The organism is Streptomyces sp. NPDC002701 (genome assembly GCF_042889045.1).
In the GTDB taxonomy this organism is placed as follows: domain Bacteria; phylum Actinomycetota; class Actinomycetes; order Streptomycetales; family Streptomycetaceae; genus Streptomyces.
Genome location: NZ_JBIAQL010000046.1, coordinates 1 through 25,892 on the forward strand (window position 1 = coordinate 1; position 25,892 = coordinate 25,892).

Here is a 25,892-nt window from a genome sequence, read left to right on the forward strand (position 1 = left end):
CGTCTGGGACGGCATGGCAGTTCCGCCATCGTGAACTCCAGGACCACCTCGCCACCCGCCCCGCGCCACCACCCCACTCATGAAGGAGCGTTCCGACGTGGGACTGGCGGTCAGGGCGCTGGTGTCGTCCTTACCCACCCGGTCGTGCAACCTAAGCGAAAGGTTGCTTGCGTGTCGGCTCGGATTGCGGTGCCCCTGCCGCGATGGGTGCGGCATCCCTCGTGGCAGGGGCGCGTCGGCGTGTTGCCGGCGTCTCAGATCAGTGCGAGTTCGGCAGTGAGTTTCTTCAGAGGCTGCCAGGTGAGGCCGACGAGTGCCGCGTGCTTCCACGCGATCCGTCCCCCGGGGGCGATCAGGAACACCGAGCGCCGCAGGCCGACACCCGGGGCTGCGACGCCGAAGAGTTTCGCCACGGTGCGGTCGGGGTCGCTGAGCAGGGGCATACGAGGTCGTTCTTACGGGCGAACTCCTCGTGACTTTCGACGTCCTGAGGGCTGATGGCCCAGACCTCGGCGCCCAGCTTCGTGAGCTGTTCCAGCCCGCTCGAGTAGGAGCACAACTGCTTGGTGCAGACACTCGAGTTGTCCTGCGGGTAGAAGGCGAGGACCAGGGGATGCTCACGTGCGGCATCGAGCAGGTAGGTCCCACGGGTGAACTCACCGTCCCGCAGTACGCCCCCGTGCAGGACGAACTCCGGTGCCTTGCTGTCTGTTTCTATCGAGCCTGCCACTGCGTCTCCTCGTGTGCCATCTGCGTTGCCTGTGCCGTTCTCGATGTCATGCCGTTCAGCGGGTGGCCGTCGCCGCGTGCCGGATCAGGCCGGTCACGGCGTCCGGGCGGGTGAGCATCACGGCGTGGGGCGCGTTGACCTCGGTGGTGTGCGCGTGGGCGCGCTGGGCCATGAAGCGCTGGGTGGCCGGGGGTAGAGCGTGGTCCTGGCGCGTGACCAGGTACCAGGAGGGGATGTCCCGCCAGGCGGCGTCCGTCGCGGTCTCCTCCAGTGCCACGGCGCTCACCGGCCGCTGCACGGCGGCGAGGCTGTTGGCCCTGCGCGCCGACAGGGAAGCGGCGAAGACGTCACGGTACTTGTCGGGCTTGATGTAGAGGTCCACGCCGCTCGCTCCGTTGCCCGCGTCGAAGGGGATGGGGTTCAGCGCGTCCGGTGTGGCGTGCGAGCCCGGGTACTTGGCGGCCAGCGCGCCGATCGACTCGCCCTTGTCGGGTGCGAAGGCCGCCACGTAGACGAGCGCCTTCACGTTGGGCTCTTGCGCGGCCGCCTCGCTGATGACCGCGCCGCCGTAGGAGTGTCCGACCAGGACGACGGGGCCCTTGATGCTCTCGATCCGGCTCTTGACGTATGCCGCGTCCGAGGGGAGCCCGCGCAGGGCATTGGCGAGTGCCTGTACGGCATAGCCCTGGGCCTGCAGCTGGTCGATCACCGGGCTCCAGCTGGAGGAGTCGGCCCAGGCGCCGTGCACGAGCAGGACGGTCGGCTTCGGGGAGGAGTGTGAGGCCGTGGTGACGGCCGAGGCCGTCTTCCCGTCACCGGAAGCACTGCTGGCGACGGCCGGGACTGCGGCGGCGACCAGGGCGGCCGCGCCGGCGACCGCGAGAACCCCGCGGCGCGTACGGCGTACGGGCTGGGTATGACGTCGGGACATGATGTGCCTTCTCTGCAAATGGCATAGGGCATGAGGAGACTCGACGAGCCTCACCACTAGACAGAATGTTCTGTCTAGTGGTGACCGTAGCGCGTGCTCTCGTGATGGTCAACGTGACGAACGCGTCCCTGAAAGCCACCCAGCACCGAAAGTTGGCCGATGGGAGGTTCCTGACGGTGACAGCGCGAAGGGGTGTTTTCAGCTTCCAATCAGGAAGAACGCTCATTCCGGTAGAGTGGTGGCGTGACTTCGCCCCAAGCCTCCGCTACAGCGTCTTTGGCCCGAGCCCGGCTCCTGGAGACGGCTTCCCGCATCTTCTACGCTGACGGCATCCGCCATGTCGCCGTGGACCGCATCATCACCGAGGCCCAGGTCACGAGGGCCACCTTCTACCGCTACTTCCCCAGCAAGGAAGACCTCGTGCTCGCTCATGTCGAGCAGCGCGACCAGCAGATCAGGTCCGTGGTGACGGAGGCGTTCCGCTCGAGCGCCGACCCCGAGGCCCTGCTGGTCATGATGATGGCGGGCATCGGGGCGGAGATCTGCGGACCCGGTTTCCGCGGCTGTCCGTTCATCAATGCCGCCGCCGAGTACCACGATCCCGAGCATCCCGTGCGGCGGGCCGTCCAGGCCCACCGGACCTGGTTCCGGCAGACCGTCCTGAACCTGGTGACCGCCGCGGGCTGCAGCGACAGCGAACACACCACCTCTGTACTGGTGCTCCTGCGGGACGGAGCGATGGCAGGGGGAGACCTGGATGATGCGGCCATGGTGCGTGAACATCTGATGCGGATGGTTTCCGCCGTTCTGGCAAACGGGCGAGGAACCGGATAGCCGGAGCCCGTCGCACTGCCGACCCCAGCACACCTGCCCGTTCACCTCAGCCACCAGGTCGGAAAATGCAGCAGCCACAGAACGAACTCGGCGCCTTCCTGCGCGCCAACCGCGCCCGCACCGAACCGGCCGACGTGGGCCTGCCCGCCGGAGGCGGCAGCCGCCGGGTCAAGGGCCTGCGCCGCGAAGAGGTGGCCGTCCTCGCCGGCGTGAGCTCCGACTACTACGCCCGCCTGGAGCAGGGACGCGAACGCCACCCCTCACCGCAGGTCGTCGACGCGGTGGGACGGGCGATGCGGCTGACACCCGACGCACGGACCCACCTGTTCAGGCTGGCCAACCTGCACCCCGCGCTCCCCCCGGCCGCGGGCCGCGACCTGGTCCACCCCTCCCTGCTGCAGCTGCTGGACGCCTTCCCCCGGGCCGCCGCCTACGTGCTGAGCCCCGCCTTCGACGTCCTCGCCAAGAACGCCGTCGCCGCCGCACTCCTCGCACCCTTCGAGGGCACCCCCAACATGGTCCGCGTGCTGTTCGAGCACCCCCGCGCGCGCGAGGTCTTCGTCGAATGGCCCGTGGTGGCGCGCGCCACCGTGCACGCGCTGCGGCTGCACGCCGGCCGGTTCCCCGACGACTCCGACATCCACGACCTCGTGTCCGAGATGTCGCAGACGGCACCGGAATTCCGGCACCTGTGGCAGGAGAACAAGGTGGAGAACATGTCCCGCGCGTACAAGGTGTTCGCGCTGCCCGGGACAGGGCGTATCGAGCTGACATACCAGACCTTCGACGTCCACGACGCTCCCGGGCAGCAGCTCCTGGTCGGCGTTCCCGAGCCCGGCAGCGTCAGCGCCGCGGCGATCACCTCCCTCCTCGCGCCGACCGAGCGCGGCGCGAGCACCGGGTAACACGTCCTTGCCGCAGCGCAGAAGCGCTGCGGTTCCGTCCCTGCCCACACAAAACCGTGCCGCCTCTGATCGTCAACGCTGCCCGTCGGCTCCCGCCCGCTCCTGCTTGTTGCCGCGGTAGAGCGCGTCGAGACGGGCGAGCAGCGCCTCGCGGACCGAGTCGGGCGACAGGACTTCCAGCGGCGTGCGCAGGCTGAGGAGGTAGCCAGCGAGCTGGTCGGGGTCGGAACCGCCGATGCTGATGACCGTCCGGTCCGGCCCGTCGGGTTCGTGGGTGGCGACGATGGGAGCCACCAGCCGGCGCGCGTCGTCGTAGGCCAGCGGAAGCCGGACCCGGGCGAAGAAGGGGTACCCGGTGCGGGTGATCGTGTCGGAGACCATCTGCGCGGCGTCCGGGGCGTCGGCCAGGTCAACGACCTGCCCCGTGGACTCGACCTCGACCACCCGGTCGGCACGGAACGTGCGCCACGCCGCACGTTCGACGTCGCGGGCCACGAAGTACCAGTGGACGCCGGTGTACACCAGGCGGTGCGGGTCGACGCACCGGACGGTCGTGGCGCCGTGCATGTCGCGGTAGGTGAGCGTGGTGCGCTCGGATGCCCGGCACACGGAGGCCAGCATCAACAGCACGTCCGCAGACGCCCGCGGAGTCTCGCAGCGCGCGGTGTGCTCGACGGTGTCGTCCAGGCCCGCCAGGCGCCTGGCCATCCGGGCGGGCAGGATCTGCCGCAGCTTCAGCAGGGCCGACAACGCTGCCGGATCGGCCCCCAACGCCGCGCCGTGGGCGGCTTCCCGCAGCGCCACGGCCACGGCGAACACCTCGTCGTCGTCCAGGTTCAGCGGCGGCATGCGGTTGCCAGCACCGAAGCGGTAGCCGCCGCCCGGGCCCGGTACGGACTCCACGCCGTAGCCGAGCTCGCGCAGCCGGTCGATGTCCCGGCGCACCGTGCGCTCGGTGACGTCGAGCTGTCGTGCCAGCTCCGCGTTGGACCAGGTGGGCCTGGACGAGAGCAGGGACACCATCCGCAGCAGCCGGGCAGAAGTAGCGATCACGGAACGAACCTATCCGGGATGCCCAGCACCCGCGGGTGAGGGACGGGTGAAGGGCGGATGAGGGGAGGGGAAGCGCAGGACCGGCGAGAGACCAGGACCATAGGTGTCCGGATCTGCTCCTAGCCTGAATGCGAGGCACACGCCACCGAGGTGCAGTACTGCTCCGGACGGGTGTGCCCGCAGCCATCACCTTCGTATGGGAGCACACCATGTCAGCCACCCCCCGCCTGCTGGTCTACGGAGCAACCGGCTACACCGGGCGTCTTGTCGCGGAGCACGCCAAGGAGTCGGGCCTCGATGTCGTCGTGGCCGGCCGCAACCAGGAGCGCGTCACGGCACTCGGCGAGGAACTCGGCGTGCAGAGCCGCGCCTTCCCGGTTGACGACCCCTCGCTCCTGCGCGACGCGCTCGACGGCATCACCGTCGTCCTGAACGTCGCCGGCCCCTTCCGCCACACCGCCCGCCCGCTCATGGACGCCGCCATCGACAAGGGGGTGCACTACCTGGACACCACCGCCGAGTACGACGTCTTCGCCACCGCACGCTCCCGGCACGCCGAGGCCGCGGCGGCCGGGGTGATGGTCATGTCCGGCGTCGGCTGGGACGTGGTGCCCAGTGACAGTGTGGCCGCACACACCGCGGCGCGCGTCGCCGATCCCGTCAGCCTGCGGCTCGCTCTCAAGCTCCTCAGCGCCACCCCCGAAGAAGCCGAGGGTCTGAATCTGTTCTCCCGCGGCTCCATCGTCAGCGCCACTGAGGGCATCGGTGACCTCGGTGTACTGGTGCGCACCGACGGGGAGATCGTCGCGCTGCCGGAGCCCAGGGTCGCCTCGTTCGACTTCGGCGACGACGGTCCGGAGGAGGCCGTGTCCGCGTCCATGGGCGATCTGATCACCAGCCACTACGCCACGGGCATCCCCACCATCGAGGTGTATGTGCAGGCCGGTCAGCCGCTCCCCATCGACCTGGACTTCTCCGCGCTGCCCGACGGACCGACCGCCGAGGAACGGGAGGTGGGACGCAGCAAGGTTGTCGCGGAGGTCACCGGCCGGGACGGCAGCGTGGCCAGGTCCCTGATCGACACACCGACCGGCTACCGGTTCACCCAGCTCTCGTCCGTGGAGATCGCCCGCCGCGTCCTGGCCGGCTCCTTCACCCCCGGCTTCCAGTCGCCGTCCTCCGCATACGGCAGCGAACTGGCCCTCGCTGTCGGCGATTCGCACATCAAGGATTTGTAGGGACCGCCTTCCGGGACGGCCCGCCCGCACGGGGCAAGTGGAGCGGAAGGTAGGAGTGCGGCACCCAGGCTGACACATCCTTCTTCGCAGGTCGGCGCGGGACCAGACTGACGGTGCTCGCCCGGACAGGGCGAGCGGAACCCCCTGACGGGAACCCCCGCTGAAAGGCGACCGCCATGTCTTCTGCCACCCCCTCGATCTCGAGCGCCCGACAGATCGAGAACCTCATCGCCCGCTACTCCCACCTCGTCGACGAGGGCGACTTCGCGCAGTTCGGCGCACTCTTCGAGAACGCGGACTTCGTGTCCGGCGAGATGAGCCTGCGCGGCGCGAAGGCCATCGAGGAGCTGATCGGCTCGATGCTCGTCGTCCACGACGACGGGACTCTGCGCACCCGGCACATCACCACGAACATCCTCATCGAGGTGAACGAGGACGACGACAGTGCCGAGGCACGCTCGTACTACAACATCCTCCAGGCGGTGCCCGGCCTGCTGCCGCTGCAGATGGTGGCCGGCGGGCGGTACCGCGACCGCTTCGAACGGCGCGATGGTACGTGGTCCTTCGCCCGGCGGGAGGTCACGATCGACTTCACCGGCGACACCCGCTACCACCTCAAAGAGCAGTCCAGTTCCTGAGGGCCGACGACAGGACGAGCTCCGTGCGGACTGGCAGGACAGCCGCGACAACGCCCTCGGGGAGTTCCTCCGCACCTGCCGGTCCCGGCTGACCCCCAGGGACGTGGGCCTGTGCGCGGGCGGTCACAACCGAAGGGTCGAGGGACTGCGCCGGGAGGAGGTGTCCGTCCTGTCGGGAGTCGGCGTCGGCTACTACGCACGGCTGGAGCAAGGACGGGAACGAAATCCCTCGCCCCGGATCACCGAAGCCCTGAGCCGGGTCCTCCACCTGGACGCGGATGCGCGAAGCCACTTGTTTCACCTCGCCGGACTCAACCCGAACCTGCGCCCCGCCAGCGCCCGCGAGCAGGTGCACCCCGAATTCCTGCGTCTACTGGAGGCATCCCACCAGGCAGCGGCCTACGTGCTGAGCCCTTGCTTCGACATCCTGGCCGCCAATGAGCCCGCGCAGGCACTGCTGTCTCCCTTCGCCGCCACAGGCGGTGTCGGTGGCAGCAGTCCCGACGGCAGCGGTCAGAACCTGATCCGCATCCTCTTCACGCATCCGCAGGCCAGGAACTACTTCGCCCAGTGGCCGTCAGCTGTCGCCAGCTCCCTGCACACACTGCGCCGCAATGCCCTCCGGCTGCCGGGCGACACCGAGATAGCGGACCTCATCACCGACCTGACCGCCGAGTCGGACGACTTCACCAAGGCATGGCGCAACAGGGCATGGCAGGACCGGACAGCGGTCGGCCTGGACCGCGCGTACAGGAACGTCGTCCACCCCGCAGCCGGACGCATCACGCTCACGTACCGCGTCCTGGGCGCGGCGGCCGTCCCCGGGCAACGCCTGCTGCTCGCAGCTCCCGTTCCCGGCAGCCGCAGTGCCCAGGCATTCATCTACCTCGCGGCCATGGGCGGGCCGCCACCCTGACGACCGCGAACGCCCCCGAGTCCCATCGCCCGGGCGAGAAAGAAAAGATCACCATGAACGCACCCGCGCACATCGGAGTCACCGGACTCGCGGTGATGGGCCGCAACCTGGCCCGCAACTTCGCCCGCCACGGCTACACCGTCGCAGTCCACAACCGGACCCCGTCGCGTACCCGGTCCCTCATGGAGGAGTTCGGTCGCGAGGGCACCTTCGTGCCGGCCGAAACCGCCCGGGAGTTCGTCGCTTCTCTGCAACGCCCCCGCCGACTCATGATCATGGTGCAGGCCGGAGCGGCCACGGACGCCGTCATCGGCGAGTTCGCCCCGCTGTTGGACGACGGCGACATGATCATCGACGGTGGGAACGCCCACTTTGCCGACACCCGGCGCCGTGAGGCGGATCTGCGGGAACGCGGTATCCACTTCGTCGGAGCAGGCGTCTCCGGCGGTGAGGAAGGCGCCCTTCATGGACCGTCGATCATGGTGGGCGGTTCGAAGGATGCCTACGCCGTCCTCGGCCCCATGTTCGAGACCATCAGTGCCCACGTCGACGGACAAGCCTGCAGCACGCACATCGGGTCCGACGGCGCCGGCCACTTCGTGAAGATGGTCCACAACGGCATCGAGTACGCCGACATGCAGCTCATCGCCGAGGCTTACGACCTGCTGCGTCAAGTCGCCGGGTACAGCCCGGCCGAGATCGGCGAGATCTTCCGCACTTGGAACGAGGGGCGCCTCGACTCCTACCTGGTCGGCATCACTGCCGAGGTGCTCTCCCACACGGACGCCGGCACCGGGAAGCCGTTCGTCGACGTGGTCGCCGACGCCGCCGGGCAGAAGGGCACCGGCCGCTGGACCGTACAGACCGCCCTGGACCTGGCGTCCCCTGTCACGGCCATCGCTCAGGCGACCTTCGCACGAGCGGCTTCCGGACAGGCCGCCCTGCGCACCGCCTACCGCCCACTGCCCGGCGGCGTGCGGATACCGATGAGCCGCTCCGAGGCCGAACGCTTCACGTCGCAGGTCGAGCAGACACTGTACGCGTCCAAGGTCATCGCCTACGACCAGGGCTTCACGATGATGCAGGACGCCGCGCTCGCATACGGCTGGGACATCGACTTCGCAGCGGTGGCCGGCATCTGGCGGGGCGGCTGCATCATCCGTGCTGCCTTTCTCGACCGGATCCGCATGGCGTACGCGGCCGAACCTCAGCTCGTCAGCCTGCTCGCCGAGTCCGGATTCGCGAAGGAGATCACCTCGGCCCAGGTCCCCTGGCGCGAGGTAGTGGCCACCTCCGTCCGCCGCGGCGTCCCGACCCCGGCCTTCGCCGCGGCGCTGTCGTACTACGACACCCTGCGCGCCGACCGGCTGCCCGCCGCCCTGCTCCAGGGACAGCGGGACTACTTCGGCGCCCACAGCTACCGGCGCACCGACCGGCAGGGCGCCTTCCACACCTATTGGGCACACCCCGACCGCTCCGAGACAGAGGTCTGATCTCCGTACGGGATCCCGTACGGGGCCGCCGCCACCTTGCCTGGGTGTGCGGCACCCACCCTCACACAGCCTCCCTCTTCCACGTCCCGTGGACCAGTGTGGTGTCCACACCCCATCGGGCCTTCGCCTCTTCGACCCTTGAAAAGGAACACCATGTCTCTCACCTCGTACCGCACCCTCGGCCGCTCCGGACTGCGCGTGAGCCCCCTCGCCTTCGGCGCGATGAACTTCGATGACGGCAGTTGGGGCTCCGGCCCGGAGACCTCGTTCGGGCTGCTGGACCACTACCTCGACGCCGGCGGCAACTTCGTGGACACCGCCAACATGTACAACGGCGGCGCCTCCGAGGAGACCCTGGGCCGCTACTTCGCCCAGCGCCCCGGCCGCCGCGACCGTGTCGTCCTGGCGACGAAGTTCGGCGGCAACATGGCCGCCGACGACCCCAACTCCGGCGGCGCCGGCCGCAAGGCGATCCGTGCCCAGCTGGACGCGTCCCTGCGGCGGCTGAACACCGACCACGTCGACCTGTACTGGATGCACCAGTGGGACCGGCACACCCCCTTCGAGGAGACCCTGTCCACCCTCACCGACCTGGTCCGCGCCGGGAAGATCAACGCCATCGGCCTGTCCAACGTGCCGGCCTGGTGGGTCGCGGAGGCCGCCACCACCGCCCGGCTGCGCGACTGGGAGCCCGTCGCCGCGCTCCAGGTGGAGTACTCACTGCTCGCCCGCAGCGTCGAGGGCGAGACTTTCGGCGCGGCCCGCCGCTTCGGACTCGGCATCACACCGTGGTCCCCGCTGGCCAGCGGGGTCCTGTCCGGCAAGTACTCGCGTGCCACCAGCGAGGTGGCCGGTTCCGGCCGCACCGCCTACGCCGCCGCCTACCTGAACGAATCCACCTACGTCCTCCTCGACGCCCTGAAGGCGATCGCCGACAGCCTCGGTACGACCGTGGCGGCAGTGGCGCTGGCCTGGGTCCGCCAGCGGTCCGACGTGACGTCCACCCTCATCGGTGCCCGGACGCAGGAGCAACTGACGGCCAACCTCGCCTCGCTCGACGTCACCCTCACCGACGAGCAGATCGACGAACTGAACGTCCTCACCGCGCCCACCCTTGACTACCCGCACAGCATGATCGAGTCCATGGTCGGCTTCCAGCAGGGCAACACCACCATCAACGGCCTGGCCGCCAAGGCATTCGTCCGCTGACCCCCTCCACACCACCACACGGCCGGAACGGAACACACCATGACGGAAACACTCGAGATCACCACCCTGCGCCCGGCCCCAGGCCACACAGCCGACGACTTCGTGAAGGCGAACGCCGACATCGACGCCTATCTGAAGCGGCAGCCCGGCTTCCTGTGGCGGCGCATCGTCACCACCGACGACGGACGCGTCATCGACATCGTCGCCTACGACAGCCTGCCGCACGCCCGCGCGGGCGCCGCCGGCATCACCGGCGAGATGGCAGGCTCTCCCGTCCACGACACGATCGACCACGACAGCGTGGACTGGCAGCTCACCACCGCACTGCACCACCTCGCGTGACCGAAGGACCCGAATGCCGTTCGCCGACGAACTCATCAGCCGCCACACCGCGCAGAACCTCACGCGCGCCATCCGGGCCGCCGCCCCGGACGCCGACCTGACGGCCCTGCGCGCGGCAGCCCGGCAGATCGACCCGCTGCCCCTGCGCCAGCGCGCCGACCTGCTGCGCGACGCACTGCTGGCGGACCTGCCGGGCGACTACGCCGCACTCGCCGGGAGCGTACGCGCGGCCCGCGACCGGGCACCGCACTTCACCGGATGGCTGATCTGGCCGGTCACCGGCGCGGTCGCCACCCGCGCCGTCCAGCAGGGCGATGCCGCCTCCTTCGACGACGCGATGGAACTGCTCGCGAGCCTCACCGGACGCCTGTCTTCGGAGTTCGCCATCAGGACACTGCTGCGCCACGACCTCGACCGGGCGCTCGCGACCATCGTCGGCGACTGGACCGAATCGGCGGACGCCGACATCCGCAGACTCGCCTCCGAAGGTACCCGCCCCTACCTGCCCTGGTCGGTACGGGTGCCGCAGATCCTGGCCAGCCCCGGCGTGACCGTGCCCGTCCTGGACGCCCTGTACCGGGACGAGAGCGAGTACGTGCGCCGCTCGGTCGCCAACCACCTCAACGACCTCAGCCGAGACCACCCCGAGCTCGTCGTCGCCACGGCACGTCGGTGGCTGGACTACCCCGACGCCACCACGCAGCGCCTGGTGCGCCACGGGCTGCGCACGCTCGTCAAGCGCGGACACCCCGGGGCGCTGGAACTGCTCGGCTTCCCGCCCGCGGTCTTGGACGTGGAGGGGCCTCGGCTGGACCGCGACGTCGTGCCATTCGGCGGGAGCGTGCGGTTCACCGCGTCGATCCGCAACGCTGGGGACGCGCCGACGCGGCTGGCGATCGACTACATCGTGCACCACCGCAAGGCCAATGGTGGCCGGACCGGCAAGACCTTCAAGCTCACCACCCGCACCCTCGCCCCCGGCGAGCGCGTCGAGGTGACGCGCGAGCACTCGTTCAAGCCGATCACCACCCGCCGCTATTACCCGGGGCCGCACGCGATCTCCGTACAGGTCAACGGAGTCGAGTCGGACCGTGCCGAGTTCGAACTGGCCGCCCCGGATACACCGTGACCCGCGGCACGGGACAAGGGCGGCGCGTGCCCTGCAACCCCGGCCGACGATCACCAGGCACGCGCGTCACCCTTCTGCGGACAGACAGGTTCACCACCCTGGCGAACCAGGACCGAACCCGTCCACATCTGCCTCTAACGTCGTAGACAACACCGGAAACCTTTCTGGAAAGAGAACCGAATGAACACCACACCGGCGCGTGACGGAAAACCCGGCCTGGCTCAGGCCGACGACAGGGCGCTGAAGGTCCGGGCCCTGTACGAGCAGATCGAGCAGCGTGTGCTGGGCAGGACCTGGACGCTGCCGGAGCTCGCTCTGGGCTTCACCAACGACGCCGCCTACGTGGGACGCCTGGTGCTCGCGGCCGAACGCACCTGGGGCATCGACGGCGACGTGGACGCCGAACTGCGGCACAAGCTGGCTGAGTGTCTGTGGTGGGTCTTCGTGCTCGCCGATCGGCTCGACGTCGATATGCCGGACGCCTACGAGGCCACCATGGACCGTATCGGAGGTGGCCTGCAACGGACCCTGGAGGGTATGTCCAAGAGCTGACACACAGCTGGTAGTCCAGCCCGGTCTCCGTGTATGCCCTGGGCGACGGCTTGAGCGTGGACATTCTGGCGAGGTGGTGCCAGCGAGGGGGAGTCGCCCGGCGAGTCCCGCGAAGAATGACCATGCCTGTGCGTAGTGACAGCGACACGAAGTCGACGGCCCGCCGCAGGTTCCTGATCCGGTCAAGAGCCGGTGTCTGGGGCCGGCTCTACGTGGAACTCTGCACCGCGCGGACGACGCAGAACGCGCCATCGTCGGCGTTCTGACCGTTCGCTGGACCCGGCCTCTTCAGGCGATACGCACGCCGATGCGCTCGCGCCAGAGACCTTTATCCCGCCTTCACGAACATTGCCTGCGCCCTCGTCTGCCACCGTAGATATGCAGACACAAATTGAGATGGCTTCTTGAATGCCTTCATTATGGGGGCGACGCCCGTACGATCACCGACGCCCTGGCGCCGACTGCCCCAGACACTCGCGAGCGGGGCCCGGACGTCGTGCCTTGATAGGTTAAGCGAACAACTCATATGAGTAGATGAGGTGTTCGTCAAGATGCTGATTCTCCAAGACTCTGACAGCATGGAGAACTTCCTCGCTGGAAGCGCCCTCAAGGAGCCCTCATGCATGAGCCCGGACCCATCACCTCCCACCTCGCCGCAGCGGACACACCGGAGCTTGTGCGCGCACCAAAGGCGACATTCCTCTCAGTGGGCGGCTCGGGCCGTCCGGGGACTGAGGCTTTCTATCGCAAAATGGCTTTCGTTACCGCCATGAAGGCGGCACTCCCCGGCGCGTTGAGGATGTCTCCATCGGATGCATGCGTCATCGAAATTCTCTACGGGTATCCGAAGCAGGCCAAATCTGTCGAGATCGAAGACTTTTATACCGGCAACAGCGTTGATCTCCTTGAGTACCGCATCACTACCCGCGTCGCCGACTCGATCACCCATAACGCAATTGTGTCTGCCCGCCATGACGCGGCGGGCAACGCCGACGATCCGGGTGGCGAAGTGGAGTTGTTCACCTTGCCCGACAGCCTTGTGGTGCAGGTGATGCATCACGGGCCCTTCAAGAACGAGTTCGAAACTCTCGCTCGACTTGGCGCGTTCGCCCGCGAGAAGGGCCTTCGGCGCGCCGGCCCGCACCGAGAGATCCACATCGACCCCTTCACCGCGCAGACGCCGCAGGACGCGTTGCGGACCATCTTGCGGGACCCTGTCGCCTGGCCCGCGGGCCTCACCGATGACCACGGCCGAAGCCCTCAATGAGATCGCCGGGGGTCCCGTGTCTCGACGTGGCGTCAGCCCACTGCCCGGCAGATGAGGGCGAGGGTCCGATCGAGGGGTGGATAACCGGCGTTGTGCGACGTTGACCCAACCCCTGCCCGCCTCTGTCCGCTCGGCTGAACTTGCCGGACGGCCCTTTTTCTGTCACCGGACAGAGGCGTCTCGGGTCGTAGGCGCCGGCCTGGTCGACGACCCCATGCATGTGTACTGCGCCAACGGCGGCAGCACGATGACGGCGTTGTTGCCGCCCAGTTCCAGGCCACCCGGTCGAGCGAGCGGACGCCGCCCTTCATGACAGCCCGCCGGTCTCCATGGAACCGGCAGACTGATCATGTCGAAGCCGGGGCCCCGCCTGGGTGAGCCCCGGGCGGCCGGCAGCCGGGGCCCGGGGCCCTGGTTGACCCTCTCGGGAAGGTGGAGCAGCTCCGTCCTCCGAAGCCAGTGGCTCACCCCAGTGGGCGGGGGCAGCGGGTGGCGTCCGTCGCTGCCCCCACATTTCGCACGGCACTCTGCCGAAGAAGGCGGGGCCGGCCTGGGTGCTGCACCCCCGCTGTCAGCCGACGGGCTCGCTCTGGGAGCGTCGGGTGGTGAGGCCGACGAGGGCAATGAGCACAGCGGCGGTGCCTAGGGCGGCCGCTGTCCAGAAGGCGCCCGCCAGTCCGGGGAGGAAGGTGCCGGGCTCGCCGCCGCTGGTGTGGACCGCGACGATGACGGCGATGCCGAGGGAGCCGCCCACCTGCTGAACCATCTGCAGGAATCCGGACATCGAGCCGCTGTGCCGGGCGGGCACTCCCTCCATGATCAGCATCGTCCCCGGGGTGAACACGAGGGCGACACCGAGACTGTGGAGCACCAAGGGGGCCACGACCCCGCCGAGGTAGGTGCTGGAGGCGTCCAGGGTGGTGAACCAGATGAAGCTGAGAGTGACCAGCGCCGTACCGAGGACGAGCAGCCGACCGGCTCTGACGCGCCGTACGAATGCGGGCACGAACTGTGTGACGAGCAGGATCGTGCCTGTCAGGGGCAGGAAGGCGAGACCGGCGACCAAGGCGCTCATGCCCAGTTCTCGTTGGTAGAACTGCACCAGCGTGAACAGCAGGGAGAAGTGGACCCCCACGGTGAGCCCCATGGCGCCCAGTGCCGTCGCGCGCTTGCGATGACGGACCAGCGAGAGGTCGAGCAGCGGGAGTCCGACGCGCCGCTCGACGGCGACGAACGTAGTGAGCAGGACGAGAGCGAGAATGAAGGTGATCGCCGTTCCCGCGGTGGCCCAGCCTGTCTCTGCGGCGTGCACGAAGCCGTAGACGAGGGCCAGCGACCCGAGGGTCGCGGTGATCGCCCCCGCCACGTCCACCCGGCCTCCGGCCGGCCGGTCCTCCTTGACGAGCCATCGGACGACGAGAACGACGACGGCGCCGATGGGCAGGTTGATCAACAGGCCCCACCGCCAGGAGAAGAAGGCGGTCAGTGCGCCACCGAGGATCAGACCGAAGGACGAGCCCACTGCTGAGGCGGCGGTGAACAGGGCCATGTTCCGGCTGCGGGCGTGCTCGTCCCGGGCGATGGCGGTGATCAGGGACAGGATGCTCGGTGCCGCGATGGCCGCTCCGACTCCCTGCGCCACCCGGGCGACGACCATGATCGTCGCGTCAGGGGCGAGGCCGGCGGCCAGTGACGCGAGGGCGAACAGCACCGTTCCGATGGTGAAGACCCTGACCCGGCCCAGAACGTCACCGAGCCTTCCGCCGAGCAGCATGAGTCCGCCGAAGGCCAGCGCGTAGGCGTTGGGCACCCATGACAGACCGGCGGGGGAGAACCCGAGGTCCTGTTGCAGTTGGGGGAGCGCGACGGTCACCACCTGCGCGTCGAGCTGCAGCATGAGCTGCGTGGCCAGGATGGCGACCGTGGCCAGGGCGACGAAGCGCGGCACGGTCACGGTGGGCACCCTGCGGTGTTCCGTCGAGGGCGCGGATGTATCGGCATCGCTGCCGGTGTGGACGGACATGCCACCTCATAGGGAATGGTTGGTGAAAAAGAGGAGCGAGGCAGAGTTCGGGCGGCTGGCACCTGCACGAGAGGCGGGAAGCCGCGTTCCGCTCGGCACGGCCGAGGGGTCGAAGCGGTCAACCGCTAGTGTAACTAAACTTGATACAGTTAGGCAATTGTCGTCGTCGGACCCGGCTTCGGTCGCAAGAGGCCAGGGGCATCCGCGACGCACGCAGGGGGCTCTCCTCATGGCGCCACCCGCGACCGCAGAGGGGGGAAGGCGTAGCGCATCTGGAGCCGGGAAGGGAGGACTGCCTTCCCGGCTGCCCGCGAAGGTGGGTGCCGGGTGCAGGCCGGCCAACCGGAAGGGATGGGCGCGCTCATCCAGGGGCGGCCGTATCGCCGGCCTCACCGCCTCCACGACCTGCGGTGAGGGGTGAACTCACGGCTCTGCTCGAAGCGCCGTGGTCGGCGCTGACGCCCGTCGGGCCGGTGACCTCTTCACGTCGCAGCCTCTTCGGCTTGGGCTGCCGCCGTCGGACCGGTCTTCCCCGCGCCCGATGGTTCGGTGGGGGACCGGTGCGCTAGGAGGAAGACACTGACTCCGTTCTGCGCCTTCCACGGCCGGAGGGGACGGGGTGCCGGGTCAACGACCGCGACAGCCGCCGCGGCTGAGCGGCGTGACCGCGTGAACGGTCAGCGGGCTGCCCCGGCTGATACGGAGTGGAAGTCCAGGGTGTCGCGCAGGACGTCCGCCACGGTGGTGGCCGACAGCGACCGGCGGAGGGCCTCAGTCGCCTCCTGGTACACCTGACCCAGGGCATGCTGGATACCGAAACCCACATAGCACTCCGCGTTGGGATCCGAGGCGTGCATTCCGAAGATCGGTTCCTCGGGGAGTGCCTGGTAGACGTTCAGAAGAGTGATCTGCTCCGCCGGACGGGCGAGGTTCCAGCCGCCGTTGCGTCCGTGGGTGACCTCCACCAGTCCGGCGTCCTTGAGCTGCCCGAGGCAGCGCCGGATGACGACGGGATTGGTGTTGACGCTGCTCGCGATGCGCTGGGACGTCGCGATCTCTTTGTCGGTGCCGCGACGGTCGTATGCCAGCCATGTCAGGATGTGAACGGCCAGACTCATACGGCTGTTCGCGCTCATGCCGCTCGCCTCCCTCGGTCGATACTGGTGCCGACCGGCGCTCGTACGCACTGCCGACGATACTAAAACTGTAACAGTTACAGAAAAGTCGGGGCGGCGCGTACTGTGCGCCGAGTCACCTCCCGCTCGGACGTCGGCGGGCGTCCGCAGCAGGTCACATACCGCCGCTGCTCACGGAGCCGGCCATGCCAGGATGTGGACGGCCAGATTCATGCGGCTGTTCGCGCTCACGCCGCACACTCCCTGGCCCCTTCCGTGGGGAGCCTCCCCGCCCCACCCGTGCTGGAAAGCGCAAGGACCGGCGTGACACCGGTACTTCGCGGGCTGCGTACCGGCTGTGCGCACTTCCGGCAGGGTTCCACACGGCCGGAAGAACGGTTTCGCCGCTCTTCCGGCCCGCGGCGAAACGCCCTGCGGGCCGACTGCTCCCTAGACCTGGGCGAGGCCGCCATCGACGAACAGTTCGGCACCCGTGGTGAACGAACTCTGGTCGGAGGCGAGGAAAACGGCGGCGGAGGCCACTTCGTCCACGTGTCCCACACGCCCCAAAGGGATGGAAGCGGCGAAGTTCTCCTTGAGTTCGCGCCGCGCATCGACGTCGTCGCCCGCGAAGCCCAGGAGGCCGGGGGTCTCGACGGGGCCGGGGCTGATCGAGTTGACCCGAATCTTGCGCCCTGCCAGCTCGGCCGCCCAAGACCGGGCGAAGTTGCGTGCAGCCGCCTTGGTGGCGCTGTAGACGCTCATCTCGGGAATTCCCTGGGAGGCATTGGTCGAGGAGGTGAGGATGACGGAGGCGCCCTCGGTGAGGAGCGGGAGCGCCTTCTGCACAGTGAAGAACATGCCCTTGACGTTGATGTCGAAGGTTCGCTCGTACTCTTCCTCTGTCACGTCTGCGAACCCTACGAAACCACCCACTCCCGCGTTCGCGAACAGCACATCGAGCCGTCCGCTGCGCTCCCTGACGGTCGCGAACAGGGTGTCGAGATCATCGAGTCTGGACACATCGCTCCGCACGCCCACGGCGTCGGCACCGATCGCTGCCACAGCGGCATCGAGTTCGGACTCGCGGCGCCCCGTGACGTAGACGGTGGCACCTTCTTTCGCGAAGCGCTTGGCCGCCCCCAGGCCGATGCCAGTGGTGCCGCCCGTGACCAGGGCGATCTTTCCGTCAAGCTGTCCCATTGCCCACTCCTTGGAGAATTGCTGTGAGGCCGGCTCTGCAGCTGCGAAGAGCCCATCACCTGCGGTGAAGGATGCCGAAGGCGCACCAGCCATCCAAAGAAAATATAACAGCTCTGGTTACATTTTGCCGTGAGGGTTCAATGACGGCCCGCGTCAGTGGTGTGTCGACGCCGCCCGCCTCGCCGCAACGCCACGCCGTGGTGCCACGACGCGGCGTTGCGGCGCGGGGGCAGGCCGCAAGGCGAGACAGGCTGCGCCGGATGGCGGCAGGCTCGTGCCTGCCTGGTTTCCTACTTCTGTTCGCCTTGGAGGAAGGGGTAGTCGGTGTACCCCTCGGCGCCGGATGTGTAGAAGAGTGCCGGGCGCGGCGCGTTCTCCACGTGCTCGCCCTGCCAGCGCTCCACCAGGTCGGGGTTGGCGATGGCTGCTCGGCCCACGGCCACGACATCGGCGTGGACGGCCTCGATCAGCTCCACCGCCTCCTCGCGCGTGGTGATCGAGACGGACCCGCTGTTGGCCATCAACTTGCCGCCGAAGCGCCGGCGCAGCTCCTGGGCCAGGTCTCCCCCAACTCCGCGTGCAGGAGAGAGAGATAGGCCAGACCCAGCGGGCGCAGCTGATCCAGCAGGTGGCCATAGGTGGCCAGGACGTCGCCCCTGTCGGTCTCCAGGACGTCCTTGATGTTGCGTTCGGGAGAAATCCGCAACCCGACCCGCCCGGCGCCGATGGCCTGCGCCACCGCCGTCACCACCTCGACGACGAAGCGGGTCCGCTTCGCCGGTGTACCGCCGTACCTGTCGGTGCGCCGGTTCGACGCTGCGGAGAGGAACTCATGCAGCAGATATCCGTTGGCGGCGTGGACCTCCACACCGTCCAAACCGGCCTCGATCGCCCGGCGGGAGGCCATGACGAAGTCCTCGAGTGCCGCTTGGGCCTCCGGGGCGGTCAGTGCCTGCGGCACCGGGTAAGGCTGCTTGCCCTTCTTCGTGTGCCCCTCGCCGTTGATCGCGATCGCGCTGGGAGCCAGGATGCGCCGGCCCCCGTTGACATCGGGGTGGGTGACGCGACCGGCGTGCACGACCTGCATCACGATGCGGCCGCCCTGGGCATGCACCGCCTCGGCCACCCGCCGCCAGCCGGCCGCCTGCTCATCAGTGACAATGCCCGGCTGCCCCACGAAAGCCTGCGACTCACGGCTGGGGTAGACGCCCTCGGTGACGATCAGTCCGAGGCTCGCTCGCTGCCGGTAATGCTCGACCATCAGGTCACCGGGTATGCCGGAGGAACCCGACCGCATCCGAGTCAGCGGGGCCATCACGACACGGTTGGCGAGCTTGATGTCTCCGAGTGAATCGGGCGTGAAGAGAGACGGTTTCGCGGATGTCGATGCCGACGTCATTGGTGTGACTCCGTTCCGGGATGGGTGCGCGCACGGGTGGAGCCGGCTGCTGAGGTGTGGTGCGGGAGCGCCCATTCCGTGCCATCGCCACTCGCGGGAGGGGGCGCTCCGTCTCCCCTAGAGCAACGGCGATGAGCCCCACGGGCCCACTTTTCCTCTGCTCCGCAGGACGGCCGTTCCGGGCAGCGCGACATTGTGTAAGCTGTATCAAGGTTCGTTACATTAACGCGCCGGTCGGCACCCCCTGTCAACTTTCAGGAGCATTCCTCGTGTCCCCACACCCCCACTCCCTTTCGGAAGCCCCGTTGAGCGAGGGTTACGACACCGCCACCCGTGATGATCCGGAGTTCGCTCAGCACTTCGAGCACCGCTTCACCACCATCGACGGCCTTCAGATGCACTACGTCGTCGGAGGCGACGGCCCCCGCACCATCGTGCTGCTCCACGGCTTCTCGGAGAGCTGGTACGAGTACCGGGCGATCATGCCCGACCTGCTGCCAGACCACACAGTCATCGCCGTGGACCTTCCGGGACTGGGGGACACCACCGGCGAGCTGCCCTCGCACGACAAGGCCACGCTCGCCCGCTACGTGCACCGCCTGCTCCTCCACCTCGGCCACCATGAGGGGGTACAGCTGGTCGCACACGACTTCGGCAGCGCCGTCGCTTATGCCCTCGCGGCTCAGTGGCCCAAACAGTTCGACGGTTTGATGATCATGGACTTCGGCCTCGTCGGCGGTTCACTCACCTTCGATCAGCTCAAGCCGCTGTCATTCCACTTCTCCTTCTTCCAGCAGGAACCGCTCTTCGAGCAGCTGGTGGCCGGACGTGAGCGCCTCTTCCTCTCGCACTTCTACCAACTGCTCGGCGCTCCCGCCCCGCAGAAGAACCTCGACGAGTACGCGCGGGTCTACGGCCGGCCGGGCGTGCTACACAACGGGTCGCGCTACTACCAGGCATGGCCGCAGGACGAGGCCGACAACCGCCGCCTCATGCTCAAGCCCCTGGACATGCCCGTCCACATCATCGCCCAGGCGCAACTCTTCGACACGTTCCTCGCCGCGCTCAAGGATGCCGCTCCGCACGCGACCGGCAGTCCTGTCGAGGGAGTGGGGCACTGGCTCCTGCACGAGGCACCCGGACGGGTACTCAAGGAGATCAGGACCTTCTTCGGCTACCAGGACTGATCGTTCCCGTCCCCGCCCCGCACCACCATGAGGAGGAAAACCGTGCTGGACCACGTAGAGATCCAGGTCGCCGACCCGGAGGCGAGCGCGGCGTTCTATGACGCGGTGCTCGCCCCTCTGGGCGCCGGTAGACGTATCGAGCACCGGCAGCGCATCGGCTACGGTCCCGGGCGCCCCGAGTTCTGGATCGGTCCGGTCGCCGGACCGGCATCGCCTTCGCGCGAGACGCACCTCGCCTTCGCGGCGCCCGACCGTGACGCGGTCGACGCCTTCCACGCCGCCGCCGTGGCGCAGGGAGCGCAGGTTCTGTACCGGCCGAAGGTTTGGCCGCAGTACCACGACAGCTACTACGCAGCCTTCGTGCGGGACCCGGACGGCAACAACGTGGAGGCCCTCTGTGAGAACCCCGCCTGACGCTGCTCGGCGCACCCGGTACGAGTAAGGGGCGAGCTTGCTCGCGGTGGCAGGGAAGCGCGATGTGACCGTCGTTTCCGTTCGTCCGGCAGGCCAGGAGGCCGTGCGGACCGCTGCGGTCCTCGCGCGCTACGAGGCGGGCAACCTGAACCCCTGGTCGGGATGGCTCCCTACTGTGTGTACGTCCAGCACAAACAGACGGTTCGCTCGCCACAAAAGGTAAAAGGAAAACGAAAATGACACAGAACACTCAACAGATCGACAGCCGCGACGAGAAGGAGATCCGGTCGGTTCTCCTCGGCTACGTGGAGGCGCTGGATGGCCGTGACTTCGAGCGGATCGCCGACGCGTTCACCGAGAGCGCCGAGCTGGAGAATACCTTCGAGAGCTACATCCCCGGCGGTGACGACTTCACCGGCGTGATGGCACGCGGGGCGAAGGACATCGCAGGAGCCGTAGGCGGCCTCATGGGCCGGCTCGACGCCACCCAGCACTTCCTGGGCGCGATCTGGCTCGAGCCCACCGACGACGGAGTGCGTACGCGGACGCAGGTCATCGCCCACCATCACCGCGGCACCGGTTTTTACCACACCGGCGGCACGTACACGGACTCCTTCGTCCGGACCGGCAGCGGGTGGCGCATCGACCGCCGCGTGCTGCACACCTCGTGGACCACGGGCGAGCCGGGAGTGATCACCGGCACCTGATCCGGCTCCTACGGGTCGGTCATTGGATGCGAAGCAGCGGGTGGCATCCCGACACTCGTCGGTGGCGGAGACGGGTGGACGCGTTCGTACTGGTCATGCCAAACAGTGATCGTAAAGAACAGTGCAACGGCTGCCAGGAGCAATTGGACCGCACCTGCGAACGGATGCGCCGAGTACAGGAACAGCACGGCGATCACGAGCACGCCACACGTGAACCCGCCGAACCAGAGGATCGGAACCCAGTCCATCGCCGGCGCCGCAGTCTGCTCGTCCGCACCGCCCCACCCACGGACGACCGACGTCAACCCCAGCAGAAGAGCAACCGGGATCTCGATGAGCAGCACGATCAGGCTGATGCAACCACCTGCGCACCCGTCGCCTCGCAGGTTCGAAGACTCCCCGGGGCGGCCATCGTTCTCCGGCGAGCGCGGTGCACGCGTACTCCGTTCAAAGTCCATGGACACACGCTGGAACGTGCCGTCGTGCACCGCATCACGGTTCATCAGGACGAGACCGACTCGTGGCCCAGCCGAGCGCCCCGTGGAGTCCCTGCCCTTGAACTGCAACGTGAACGTACGATGCCACGGGCAGACAGGAAGTCCAGCAGGACCCGGATGTCGGTGGCATAGTTTCGCTTCGTCTCGCGCTCCAGCAATCCTGTGTTCGTTCGGCCTGATGGTTCGATCGACCAGAATCTTTTGGACTTTGTCCGGTCACCGGAATTTCGGGTGTAGAACTCGCGTGTTCAAGCCCTTCTGACGTCGTGCGCGCGGCTCCACTCGCCGCGCCCGTGCGGGCCGCCGTTATGAGGGTGCTGGTGGACAAGAGCGTGGGCCACGTCGGCGACCGCTTTCGGTGTCGCGTACACCTGGGGCAGTGCAGTGAGCGGGCCGCGCCAGATCGCGCTGCCGCCGTCGGGCCGGATCAGGGCGTGGGACCAGCCGGTGTCCTCGCGCCAGGCCAGGCGGATCCCGCCCAGGCCCGCGCAGTGCTGGAGTCCCAGGCCAGGGTCACCGTACGCCAGACCGGTGCGCTCCACGCGGATCAGGCCCGGCGGGATGCCGCGGCCGGTGAGGGCTTCGTCGAGTGCGCGGGCGTAGGGCCAGTGCGGCAGCAGGTCCGTAGGCCCCGGCCTGGGCGGGTTGAGCAGCACGGCGCCCTGGCCTCCAGCCGGTCGCGGTGTCGGGAGTCAGCCGGCGTGCAGGAGGGCGGCGGCCGGGCCGATCGCGCCGGCCCCGAACCTGTGCCGGATGCGGTCGCTGACGGCTTCCACGGCCAGGCGGTTCTCGCGCGCCGGGTCGAGGCTGATCTGCCGGGTGGCCCGGCCGGCGTCGATGAGGTCCTCGCCCTTGAGGACGAGTCCGCTCAGGCGGCCGCGCTGCAGGCCCGCGGCATCGGCGACCGCCACCCGCCCGTCGAAGTGCACGCTGGCCACTGCTACGCCATCGGCAAACGACGCCGCCCCGTCAGCCGCGACGAAGCCCGCCGACTGCTCACCGCGGGTCTGCGAGCCTGCACCCACTGCACGCAAACGGGAGGCCGATCACAGGACGGTGCTCGCGCGCGTCACCCCAGACGGTCGCACGGCCGATATCTGGTACCGCAGTGTCAGCGCCCCCTTCTACGCAGCTGCCGACGCGAACGGCCTTGGTGCTCATGGGGCAGCCGATCACCCCACTTTATTGCGATCATCGCATAATTCTGCGACAGTTGCATTTATGGATTTGATCGGTGACATCACAGCCATCCGCATCCCGCTGCCGCAGCCCGGCGACGTCACGCCGCAAGAGCTCTACCCCGACGCACGCGATCAGACCGAACAGGACCGCACCGCGGACGCATCCGCCCTCGAAGCCCAGTGCGACGGCCTGGACGAGGACGCCCTGTTGCTGGCCCTGGGCAACGCCCGCGCCCGCCGCGAGGCCGCCGACCGCGAGATCCGCCACCTGCTCGCCTACGGCCGTGAGTTCCACGGCGACCGTCCCTACAAGCTCGACGCCCTCGCCCAGGCCAGCGGCATGACCCCTTCCGGCATCCGCACCGCCTACAGCAGCAGCGAGATCGACACCGTCGCCCGCGAGATCGGCCGCCAGCCCGACAGTCGCCGCGCCCGCCCTCCGGCCGCACCGGACCGCTCATGACCGAGCGCCCCGGCACCGACGCGCCGCCGTGTACGTGTCTGCCGCCGTGGCCCACGCTGACTGCTGTCATCGAGGGCATCGTCTACCCGGCCAAGCCCGCCCGCGCCCACACCCCGGCCTCCGCGCTCTACCTAGCCCGCTGCACCGTATGCGGCGCCCCCTACACCCGGCCATGGAGACGGCTGACGCCGGATACGCGTGCGGCCTGGCCGGTCTGCCTGCCCCGGCCGCCTTCGTGCCGGTAGGGCGTGCGCACGTATCGTGGGGCGATCACCCGAACGAAGGCGGAGCGCACCGTGTTTCAGGAGACCCCGATCTACAGCCGGCTCGTTGCCGAGCGCGGGGACATCCCCCAGCAGGTCCGCAGGGAGGCTGAGCGCGTACGCCGTGACCTGGAGCAGGTCATCGGTCCCCTGCCGCCTCCGGGTTGTTCGCCCGCCCGAATCTCCCTGACCGCATCACCCCTCCCGCCGCCCGGTGAGCACCGGCCGCAGGGCTGGTCGTTGCGCAATCCGGTGACAGGTGGCGCGGGCCGGTGCCACCGGCTGGTGCGCGGACAAGGAGGTGTCCCTCGGGCTCGGATTCGGGTGCGAGGATGCGGCTGATGCTGTGCCGCCACGCGGAACCCTGCGGTGTCTCGTCCCAGAGTTGGCGAGTTCGGATGCCTCGCCGACCACCCGGTCGAGGGCTCGGACTGCGAGCGATTGAAGATCGTTGGCGAAGTCCGGCAGCGCTTCATCCGGCCCGTGAAACGCTCCGGCTCCGGATATCTGATGCCGCACGAGAGACGGGTGGAGAAGTCCGCCAGAACCTGCTCTTCGCCCGCATCCTCTCGGCCTGCGGCACCGGTACTGGCCAACCTCACTGTGAACCTGCCGAGTGTGGGATGGCACCGTCATACCGACGCGGGCAGGAAAGCCGCAGTCATCCTCGGGCGCCTGGCGTCGAGAGCGGGGGCTGCTCACGGCTGAGCTGTTCCAACAGGGCGCGCAGCTCGCTACGGCGGATCTCGGGATGGGCCGGTTCAGGGTCAGGCGGATGCTGAGCAGGGAGCGCTGACAGCCGCGGCGCCCGGACCTCCAGCGCGGCGCCGCTGAGCTGCAGGCGGGCGGGCCAGGGCATAGACGGTGGCCGGTAGACGGCTTTCCGGCACCAGGCCGAAGCCCTCACGTTCGCCTTGGCGGCGATTTTGCGGGTGAGGCCCTGGTGCACGCGGTGGTGGTGCGGGGTGTGGAGATCAGCAGACAGGTCGGTGACAGCGGTGCGAAGACCTCGATCGTCTCGGGCAGCAGCGGGGGACTGAGGCCGTAGGTGCCGTCCTTGCGGCGCGGGGCCACTGCGCTGTCGGACAGCACCAGCAGCGGCTCCGACGAGCGCAGCAGCACCGGTCCGGGTTGTGTTTGAGCAAGGTAGAAGCACTTCTGCGTAGCGAGGGACGTTAGGCACTAACCGGCGTCGGAGACACTTTCTGACGGTATCTTTGCCGGGTGCCAGAGTTGATCGTGCCCACTGTCCGCCTGCATGCCGCCTGGCGTGAAGCCCGCGCTGAGTGGGGTCCTGGTCAACACGAGGACGGCTTCGGGCTGGGTCCGTCCGATGAGGTGGACTCGGCCGCGGGGTTTGCGGCCTGGGTGCACCGGTTGACCGACCAGTCGGACACGGCGAAAGCGACCGACGCGATGCGGTGCATCTATCGGTGGATCGTGGAGGGCGATCGAGTGCTCGGCGGAATCGCACTGCGATACGGCAGCAGCGACTACGTGTCGTGGGCTGGAAACATCGGCTATGGGATCAGGCCGTCCGCGCGGCGGCGCGGTTTGGCCAGTTGGGCGGTGGGCCAGCTGCTCGATGAGGCGCGGGCGCTCGGCCTGGATCGGGTGTTGGCCGTCTGCGCGGTCGACAATGCCGCATCGGTGAAGACCATCGAGCGTTGCGGCGGTGTCCTCGAGGACATCCGGGACACCGAGTTCGGTCCCGCGCGACGTTACTGGATCAAGATATAGCGGTTCTCGTGACGGATCATCCGGCGGAGGCTGGTGCGTGCGGCGGTGCCTCACAACCAGCAGATATCTCACAGTCACACGGACTGATGAGCCCATGTGCCTCACACAACTTCTCCGAACTACGGGGCGTCCCGTGATCAGGTGACGGAACGATCAGTGCAAGGGGAAGAGCGGGGGTGTTAGCTTCCTGCCCGTGTTACTGATCTACTCGGGGTGTTGTCGGAGGGCGGGTCAGTTGTAGTCCGGTGCCGGTGAGGCAGCCATCGATCAGGTGTGGGCGGCGTTGGACGTATCGCAGGCCGCGGCGAAGGGTGCGTTCGAGGTGGTCGTCGTCGGCGAAGGCGATGTTGGCCAGCGGGCCGCGCCGCAGCAGTGACCACACGCCTTCCACCGGGTTCAGATCCGGGGCGTAGGAGGGCAGCTGAACAATGGTGAGCCACTCGTGCCGGTCCGCGTATTGACG

General features: G+C 68.4%; 29 protein-coding genes and 3 pseudogenes. 19 read left to right on the forward strand and 13 right to left on the reverse strand.

What is annotated here, in order from left to right:
• Window positions 1-254 precede the first annotated feature (254 nt).
• A pseudogene (locus tag ACFYXC_RS40695) lies at window positions 255-730 on the reverse strand (peroxiredoxin).
• A 55-nt stretch (window positions 731-785) separates the two neighbouring features.
• Window positions 786-1,661 carry an alpha/beta fold hydrolase gene (locus ACFYXC_RS40700; RefSeq protein ID WP_389558053.1) on the reverse strand — a complete coding sequence of 292 codons (876 nt, stop codon included), beginning with the start codon at window positions 1,659-1,661 and terminating at the stop codon, window positions 786-788.
• 243 nt (window positions 1,662-1,904) lie between these two features.
• Here ACFYXC_RS40700 and ACFYXC_RS40705 point away from each other — a divergent pair, with 243 nt between their 5' ends.
• Both ACFYXC_RS40705 and ACFYXC_RS40710 read left to right on the forward strand, forming a co-directional pair.
• On the forward strand, window positions 1,905-2,495 hold the full coding sequence (locus ACFYXC_RS40705; RefSeq protein ID WP_389558054.1) for a TetR/AcrR family transcriptional regulator: 591 nt from the start codon (window positions 1,905-1,907) through the stop codon (window positions 2,493-2,495).
• A 65-nt stretch (window positions 2,496-2,560) separates the two neighbouring features.
• The gene (locus tag ACFYXC_RS40710; protein ID WP_389558056.1) at window positions 2,561-3,400 is read left to right on the forward strand and encodes a helix-turn-helix transcriptional regulator; all 840 of its coding nucleotides are present in this window, start codon (window positions 2,561-2,563) and stop codon (window positions 3,398-3,400) included.
• Window positions 3,401-3,472: 72 nt separating this feature from the next.
• Here ACFYXC_RS40710 and ACFYXC_RS40715 read toward each other — a convergent pair whose 3' ends face one another.
• Window positions 3,473-4,453, reverse strand: a complete 981-nt coding sequence (locus ACFYXC_RS40715; protein ID WP_389558057.1) for a helix-turn-helix transcriptional regulator — start codon at window positions 4,451-4,453, stop codon at window positions 3,473-3,475.
• Window positions 4,454-4,662: 209 nt separating this feature from the next.
• Here ACFYXC_RS40715 and ACFYXC_RS40720 point away from each other — a divergent pair, with 209 nt between their 5' ends.
• The 10 genes and pseudogenes from ACFYXC_RS40720 (at window position 4,663) to ACFYXC_RS40765 (ending at window position 13,237) form a co-directional block, all read left to right on the forward strand.
• Window positions 4,663-5,691, forward strand: a complete 1,029-nt coding sequence (locus tag ACFYXC_RS40720) for a saccharopine dehydrogenase family protein (RefSeq protein ID WP_389558058.1) — start codon at window positions 4,663-4,665, stop codon at window positions 5,689-5,691.
• Between the two features lie 176 nt (window positions 5,692-5,867).
• Window positions 5,868-6,329: a nuclear transport factor 2 family protein gene (locus ACFYXC_RS40725; protein WP_389558059.1), complete on the forward strand. Its 462-nt coding sequence runs from the start codon at window positions 5,868-5,870 to the stop codon at window positions 6,327-6,329.
• Window positions 6,241-7,245 carry a helix-turn-helix transcriptional regulator gene (locus ACFYXC_RS40730; protein WP_389558060.1) on the forward strand — a complete coding sequence of 335 codons (1,005 nt, stop codon included), beginning with the start codon at window positions 6,241-6,243 and terminating at the stop codon, window positions 7,243-7,245. The genes ACFYXC_RS40725 and ACFYXC_RS40730 overlap by 89 nt, the downstream gene beginning before the upstream one ends.
• A 53-nt stretch (window positions 7,246-7,298) precedes the next feature.
• A complete protein-coding gene (gene gndA / locus ACFYXC_RS40735) occupies window positions 7,299-8,738 on the forward strand; it encodes an NADP-dependent phosphogluconate dehydrogenase (RefSeq protein ID WP_389558062.1) in 1,440 nt (479 codons plus the stop codon).
• 153 nt (window positions 8,739-8,891) lie between these two features.
• Entirely contained in the window at window positions 8,892-9,947 is a 1,056-nt protein-coding gene (locus ACFYXC_RS40740; protein ID WP_389558064.1) for an aldo/keto reductase, read from the forward strand.
• A gap of 39 nt (window positions 9,948-9,986) precedes the next feature.
• Complete coding sequence (locus ACFYXC_RS40745) at window positions 9,987-10,289, forward strand: antibiotic biosynthesis monooxygenase family protein (RefSeq protein WP_389558065.1); 303 nt, start codon at window positions 9,987-9,989, stop codon at window positions 10,287-10,289.
• Window positions 10,290-10,302: 13 nt separating this feature from the next.
• Window positions 10,303-11,418, forward strand: a complete 1,116-nt coding sequence (locus ACFYXC_RS40750; protein ID WP_389558067.1) for a DNA alkylation repair protein — start codon at window positions 10,303-10,305, stop codon at window positions 11,416-11,418.
• A 180-nt stretch (window positions 11,419-11,598) separates the two neighbouring features.
• Entirely contained in the window at window positions 11,599-11,970 is a 372-nt protein-coding gene (locus tag ACFYXC_RS40755) for a hypothetical protein (RefSeq protein ID WP_389558069.1), read from the forward strand.
• Between the two features lie 146 nt (window positions 11,971-12,116).
• A pseudogene (locus ACFYXC_RS40760) lies at window positions 12,117-12,211 on the forward strand (IS5/IS1182 family transposase); the annotation flags it as partial.
• Window positions 12,212-12,589: 378 nt separating this feature from the next.
• A complete protein-coding gene (locus ACFYXC_RS40765) occupies window positions 12,590-13,237 on the forward strand; it encodes a GyrI-like domain-containing protein (protein WP_389558071.1) in 648 nt (215 codons plus the stop codon).
• A gap of 571 nt (window positions 13,238-13,808) precedes the next feature.
• Here the strand turns inward: ACFYXC_RS40765 and ACFYXC_RS40770 are convergent.
• From ACFYXC_RS40770 to ACFYXC_RS40790, 5 genes are all read right to left on the reverse strand, one after another.
• Window positions 13,809-15,260 (reverse strand): MFS transporter, encoded by a 1,452-nt coding sequence (locus ACFYXC_RS40770; RefSeq protein WP_389558072.1) that lies wholly within the window; start codon window positions 15,258-15,260, stop codon window positions 13,809-13,811.
• Window positions 15,261-15,937: 677 nt separating this feature from the next.
• On the reverse strand, window positions 15,938-16,396 hold the full coding sequence (locus ACFYXC_RS40775; RefSeq protein WP_389558074.1) for an Rrf2 family transcriptional regulator: 459 nt from the start codon (window positions 16,394-16,396) through the stop codon (window positions 15,938-15,940).
• 429 nt (window positions 16,397-16,825) lie between these two features.
• Complete coding sequence (locus ACFYXC_RS40780; protein WP_389558076.1) at window positions 16,826-17,578, reverse strand: glucose 1-dehydrogenase; 753 nt, start codon at window positions 17,576-17,578, stop codon at window positions 16,826-16,828.
• 290 nt (window positions 17,579-17,868) lie between these two features.
• Window positions 17,869-18,099: a hypothetical protein gene (locus ACFYXC_RS40785; protein ID WP_389558077.1), complete on the reverse strand. Its 231-nt coding sequence runs from the start codon at window positions 18,097-18,099 to the stop codon at window positions 17,869-17,871.
• Window positions 18,099-18,893, reverse strand: a complete 795-nt coding sequence (locus ACFYXC_RS40790) for an alkene reductase (RefSeq protein WP_389558079.1) — start codon at window positions 18,891-18,893, stop codon at window positions 18,099-18,101. The genes ACFYXC_RS40785 and ACFYXC_RS40790 overlap by 1 nt, the downstream gene beginning before the upstream one ends.
• Before the next feature lie 353 nt (window positions 18,894-19,246).
• Here ACFYXC_RS40790 and ACFYXC_RS40795 point away from each other — a divergent pair, with 353 nt between their 5' ends.
• The 3 genes from ACFYXC_RS40795 to ACFYXC_RS40805 all read left to right on the forward strand — a co-directional run bounded on the left by ACFYXC_RS40795 (window position 19,247) and on the right by ACFYXC_RS40805 (window position 21,285).
• The gene (locus tag ACFYXC_RS40795) at window positions 19,247-20,164 is read left to right on the forward strand and encodes an alpha/beta fold hydrolase (protein ID WP_389558081.1); all 918 of its coding nucleotides are present in this window, start codon (window positions 19,247-19,249) and stop codon (window positions 20,162-20,164) included.
• 42 nt (window positions 20,165-20,206) lie between these two features.
• On the forward strand, window positions 20,207-20,578 hold the full coding sequence (locus tag ACFYXC_RS40800) for a VOC family protein (RefSeq protein WP_389558083.1): 372 nt from the start codon (window positions 20,207-20,209) through the stop codon (window positions 20,576-20,578).
• A 236-nt stretch (window positions 20,579-20,814) separates the two neighbouring features.
• On the forward strand, window positions 20,815-21,285 hold the full coding sequence (locus ACFYXC_RS40805) for a nuclear transport factor 2 family protein (protein WP_389558085.1): 471 nt from the start codon (window positions 20,815-20,817) through the stop codon (window positions 21,283-21,285).
• Between the two features lie 8 nt (window positions 21,286-21,293).
• Here ACFYXC_RS40805 and ACFYXC_RS40810 read toward each other — a convergent pair whose 3' ends face one another.
• From ACFYXC_RS40810 to ACFYXC_RS40820, 3 genes are all read right to left on the reverse strand, one after another.
• Complete coding sequence (locus tag ACFYXC_RS40810) at window positions 21,294-21,788, reverse strand: DUF6234 family protein (RefSeq protein ID WP_389558087.1); 495 nt, start codon at window positions 21,786-21,788, stop codon at window positions 21,294-21,296.
• Between the two features lie 242 nt (window positions 21,789-22,030).
• Entirely contained in the window at window positions 22,031-22,438 is a 408-nt protein-coding gene (locus ACFYXC_RS40815) for a hypothetical protein (protein ID WP_389558088.1), read from the reverse strand.
• A 36-nt stretch (window positions 22,439-22,474) separates the two neighbouring features.
• The gene (locus tag ACFYXC_RS40820) at window positions 22,475-22,720 is read right to left on the reverse strand and encodes a hypothetical protein (protein WP_389558090.1); all 246 of its coding nucleotides are present in this window, start codon (window positions 22,718-22,720) and stop codon (window positions 22,475-22,477) included.
• Here ACFYXC_RS40820 and ACFYXC_RS40825 point away from each other — a divergent pair.
• The 3 genes and pseudogenes from ACFYXC_RS40825 to ACFYXC_RS40835 form a co-directional block, all read left to right on the forward strand.
• Window positions 22,706-22,984 (forward strand): DUF6233 domain-containing protein, encoded by a 279-nt coding sequence (locus ACFYXC_RS40825; protein ID WP_389558091.1) that lies wholly within the window; start codon window positions 22,706-22,708, stop codon window positions 22,982-22,984. The two genes, ACFYXC_RS40820 and ACFYXC_RS40825, sit on opposite strands and share 15 nt — an antisense overlap.
• Window positions 22,985-23,003: 19 nt before the next feature.
• Window positions 23,004-23,426, forward strand: a complete 423-nt coding sequence (locus tag ACFYXC_RS40830; RefSeq protein ID WP_389558093.1) for a hypothetical protein — start codon at window positions 23,004-23,006, stop codon at window positions 23,424-23,426.
• A gap of 296 nt (window positions 23,427-23,722) precedes the next feature.
• Window positions 23,723-23,926 (forward strand): annotated as a pseudogene (locus tag ACFYXC_RS40835) (hypothetical protein); the annotation flags it as partial.
• Between the two features lie 666 nt (window positions 23,927-24,592).
• Here the strand turns inward: ACFYXC_RS40835 and ACFYXC_RS40840 are convergent.
• Window positions 24,593-24,811 (reverse strand): hypothetical protein, encoded by a 219-nt coding sequence (locus ACFYXC_RS40840; RefSeq protein WP_389558094.1) that lies wholly within the window; start codon window positions 24,809-24,811, stop codon window positions 24,593-24,595.
• Window positions 24,812-24,913: 102 nt separating this feature from the next.
• Between ACFYXC_RS40840 and ACFYXC_RS40845 the strand changes: the two genes are divergently transcribed.
• Window positions 24,914-25,429, forward strand: coding sequence for a GNAT family N-acetyltransferase (locus tag ACFYXC_RS40845; RefSeq protein WP_389558096.1), 516 nt, complete (start codon window positions 24,914-24,916; stop codon window positions 25,427-25,429).
• Between the two features lie 196 nt (window positions 25,430-25,625).
• On the opposite strand, the gene ACFYXC_RS40850 is transcribed toward ACFYXC_RS40845, so the two are convergent.
• Window positions 25,626-25,892 (reverse strand): transposase (locus ACFYXC_RS40850; protein WP_389558097.1); only part of this gene is annotated, 267 nt, incomplete at its 5' end.